Annotated in this window: 5 protein-coding genes; 2 read left to right on the plus strand and 3 right to left on the minus strand. The window is 57.5% G+C overall.

Annotated elements, in window-relative coordinates; all coding sequences use genetic code 11:
• From AC11W3_RS01990 to nadA, 3 genes are all read right to left on the minus strand, one after another.
• A partial coding sequence (locus AC11W3_RS01990) for an endonuclease III domain-containing protein (protein ID WP_484092402.1) occupies positions 1-470 on the minus strand: 470 nt, incomplete at its 3' end.
• A 128-nt stretch (positions 471-598) separates the two neighbouring features.
• Positions 599-1,147: a gamma carbonic anhydrase family protein gene (locus tag AC11W3_RS01995; protein WP_484091017.1), complete on the minus strand. Its 549-nt coding sequence runs from the start codon at positions 1,145-1,147 to the stop codon at positions 599-601.
• Between the two features lie 324 nt (positions 1,148-1,471).
• Positions 1,472-2,386, minus strand: a complete 915-nt coding sequence (gene nadA, locus AC11W3_RS02000; protein ID WP_484092403.1) for a quinolinate synthase NadA — start codon at positions 2,384-2,386, stop codon at positions 1,472-1,474.
• 200 nt (positions 2,387-2,586) lie between these two features.
• Between nadA and AC11W3_RS02005 the strand changes: the two genes are divergently transcribed.
• The gene (locus AC11W3_RS02005; RefSeq protein WP_484091019.1) at positions 2,587-2,892 is read left to right on the plus strand and encodes a TatA/E family twin arginine-targeting protein translocase; all 306 of its coding nucleotides are present in this window, start codon (positions 2,587-2,589) and stop codon (positions 2,890-2,892) included.
• Between the two features lie 117 nt (positions 2,893-3,009).
• Positions 3,010-3,429 carry a hypothetical protein gene (locus AC11W3_RS02010; protein ID WP_484091020.1) on the plus strand — a complete coding sequence of 140 codons (420 nt, stop codon included), beginning with the start codon at positions 3,010-3,012 and terminating at the stop codon, positions 3,427-3,429.
• The last annotated feature ends 403 nt before the right edge of the window (positions 3,430-3,832 follow it).

Genomic DNA, 3,832 nt, shown 5'->3' on the forward strand with positions numbered 1-3,832 from the left:
CGCTTCGTGTAGGCATCGACCACGAAGGTCGGCTTCTCGCCGGCATAAAGGAGGATCGAGTCGCAGGTCTCGCGCCCGATCCCCCGCACCGCGTTCAACTCCTCCCTGAGCAATTCCCATTCAATCGCGAACATGCCGTCCAGGCTGCCGTGCCTCTCCAGAACCCAGCCCACGAAATCCTTGAGCCTGCCGCTCTTCACGTTGAAGAAGCCGGAAGGGCGTATCAGCTCGGCAAGCCGCTCCCGGTCCATATCCCAGAGTGCCTCGATCGAGAGGAGCCCTTCCCGCTTGAGGTTCACGATGGCTTTTTCGACATTAACCCAGTTGGTGTTTTGGGTGAGGATGGCGCCGACGCAGACTTCGAAAGGGGTGTCGGCCGGCCACCAGCGGAGGGGTCCGTAACGCTTCAGCAGCGCGTCGAAGACCTCCATGAGGAGGGTGGGGATTTGATCGTCCTGCAGGTCTTTCATGGTCTTCGATGCAGTCGGGTTGTTAGCCGTTGTAGGAGCGCCCTCCCGGGCGCGAACCTCATACCGTGGATGGTTGGCGCCCGGAAGGGCGCTCCTACGAAATATGTAATTCCACCGTGTGAGGAGAATCAATCAGATGGTACGGTACCCTCGTCATCGATGAACTCGCGGGAGTACCTCACGTAGTTCCCCGCCGAGCGGCTGAGCCAGGCGATCTCGTCCGGGGTCAGGTCCCGCTTGTACTTCGCCGGAGCCCCTATCCACATGGTATTCGGGGGGATCACGGTCCCTTCCGTGACCAGTGCCCTGGCGCCGATGAGGGCACCCTTGCCGACCACGGCCTTGTCCATGATGATGGCCTGCATCCCGATAAAAGCGCCGTCCTCGATGGTGCAGCCGTGCAGTGTCACGCTGTGGCCGACGGTGACGTCGTTGCCGATCACCAGCGGGGCACCCGGATCCTCGGGATTCTTCTTGTGCGTCACGTGCAGCATGGAGAGGTCCTGGATATTGGTCCGGTCGCCGATGCTGATGAAGTTCACGTCCCCGCGAACCACGCAGTTGTACCAGATGCTCGCTTCCTTGCCGATGGTAACGTCCCCGATGATGACCGCGCCCTCAGCTACGAAGGCCGATTCATCTATCTTGGGTGCAATTCCTTTGAATGGACGGATCATGCATGTGCTCCTGGACGAGTTGCTATTGAACGTACTAAACGTCTCGATATCACATCCCCCCTTGTCAAAACAGGGGATTTTTTCTTTGCGGCAACTGCCCTCACTCCTGCCCATTTATCCACATTTCAAGCTCTCCCTCGCCCTCCGGGAGAGGGTCGGGTGAGGGAAGCCCGTATCTGCCGTGGCACTTGCCCTCACCCCAGCCCTCTCCCATGGGGAGAGGGAGCAGTTTCGAAGGAAGATTGGGAAGGGAAAGCGGCAAAGCAAAAACCTAACCGGACACCGCTGGGGACAGGGGGGATTTGCCTTTCATGGGAGTAACTCTCAATCCCTGGGAATGGCCAGCATCCGGTCGAGGGCACGCTTGGCCGGAATCCTGATCTCCTCGGGCACCTTGACCACCGGCTGCATGCTCTTCAGTGATTCGAGGACATCCTCCAGCGAGGTCAGCTTCATGTTCGGGCAGATGAGGGCAGGGGAGGCCAGGAGGAATTCTTTCTCCGGGTTCTCCCTCTTCAGGCGCCACAGGATGCCGGCCTCGGTCCCTATGATGAAGCGCTTGGCGCCGCTCTTCTTGCAGTAGTCATACATCCCGGTGGTGGAGCAGACGTGGTCGGCAAGCTCCACTACCGCGGGATTGCACTCGGGGTGGCAGACGAAGGGCGCGTCCGGATAGGTCTTCTTCAGTTCCTTCACCACATCGGGCCTCAACCGCTCATGGGTCGGGCAGAAACCCTCCCATAGGTGGAAGCGCTTGTTGGTGAACTTCGCCACGTAGCTCCCGAGGTTGCGGTCCGGCGCGAAGATCAGCTCGTCCTCCGGTATGGACTGCACCACCTTCAGGGCGTTAGCCGAGGTGCAGCAGATATCGCTTTCGGCCTTGACCGCGGCGGAGGAGTTGACATAGGTGACAACGGGGACGCCCGGCAGCGATGCCTTGAGCTTCTTGAGTTCGTCTATCGTGACCATGTCCGCCATGGGGCAACCGGCGTCCAGCCTGGGCAGAAGCACCGTCTTTTCCGGCGCCAATATGGAGGCGGATTCGGCCATGAAGTGCACACCGCAGAAGACAATGACCTCGGCGTCAGTCTTGGCGGCTTCGATGGAAAGAGCTAACGAGTCACCGGTGATGTCGGCAATCTCCTGCACCTCGTCACGCATGTAGTTATGCGCAAGGAGAACGGCATTGCGCTCTTTCAGAAGTGATTTTATTTCAGACTTTATAGACTGCTGAGTCATATCTGTCACCGCCAGAGGGTTTCTTTTGTGCTCTCAGATTAAGATCTGTAACCAGCGATAGTAGACAATGTTAAGGTTCATGTCAACCTTTGAGGCTCCGGAGAAGCAAGCTTGACACCTGATGGTAAAACCTCTATTATTTCCCTAAACTTTTTTCATCTTACGGCGGTCTGACCGCTGACAAAGGCGAGGTAGATAGTATGTTCGGAATCGGCATGCCTGAACTAATTATCATTATGGTAATAGCATTAATTGTCATAGGTCCGCAGAAACTGCCGGAGCTGGCAAAATCCCTGGGAAAAGGGCTGGCTGAATTCAAACGGGCAACCGACGACTTCAAGAACAGCATCGATTCGGAGGCTCGCAACGCCGAGGAAAAGGAACCGGCTAAGGTTGCCGAAACCAAGGTGCAGACCGAGGTGGAGAAAGGAAGCGCTGCCGCCGGTGGGGTGGATGAGCCGAAGGCTGCTGCGGCCCAGGCGGAACCGGATAAGAAGACGGCGTGAGGTCTTTCAACGGTATGTTATAATGAGAAAGGCGGGATACTTCCCGCCTTTTTTGCATCCTGGATCACGCTCCCTCCCCTTCAGCGGGGGGGCTGGTGGATCAATTCTGGTGGAACCATGTTCGAGTGGTTGTGGAAAAAAGAGCGGGAGGTGCTGGAATTTCCCGACAGCGAAGAGGCCTTCGCTCACGCCTGCACTGTCGGCTATGATGCATTGATCGGCGCCCTCATTCCTGCCCTGGTCGAAGAGGAAGGGGAAGTGGGGCGAGACGGAGAGCGTACCTTTCTCATCAGGGTCGCCGGTTCCGATGGTGGAAACAGGGTGTGGAGTTGCACCCTCAAGGAGGCGCAGCACTATCCCGAGGTTGGCGATTTCGTCGGTTTCCGCATCGTTACCATCGCTTCGGACCTCCCCCTGCATGCCAGCCTGATCGGCTACATAGCCTGCCGGCTGGAACCGGTATTAGTGAAGGGCAGAGGCTGGCGGGTGGCCGAGAGCTACACGCCGAAGAACATCAAGCAGGACATTCATCTCTAGCCTCAATCCCGCCGCGCTCGCCTCGCTCGAGGCAAATCTCCACCCCGACCTCCTTTCAACAAGGCAAGATGTACTGACCTAGCTCACCGGACGTGCGGCACAAGGGAACCCCAAATCTGTCATTCCCGAAGCGATTCTGATCGGGAATCCAGCTCCTAAACGACGTGAAATCTGGATCCCCGACAAGGGCATTCGGGGATGACAATCTCGTAGTGGAAGATTGGCGCTAATTAGTAAAAGGAAAAGGCCCGTTTCGCGCGGGCCTTTTCCTTTTCTATTTTTGCCTGTTATTTCATTTGCAGCCGCAGCCGCAGCTGGAGCGCTCGAGGAAGGATGCTTCGTATCCCTTTTTGAGGAGCTTCGCCACTTCCTTCGAGTGATAGGTCAGGATCAGGTCGGCGCC

The organism is Geomonas sp. (assembly GCF_056994735.1).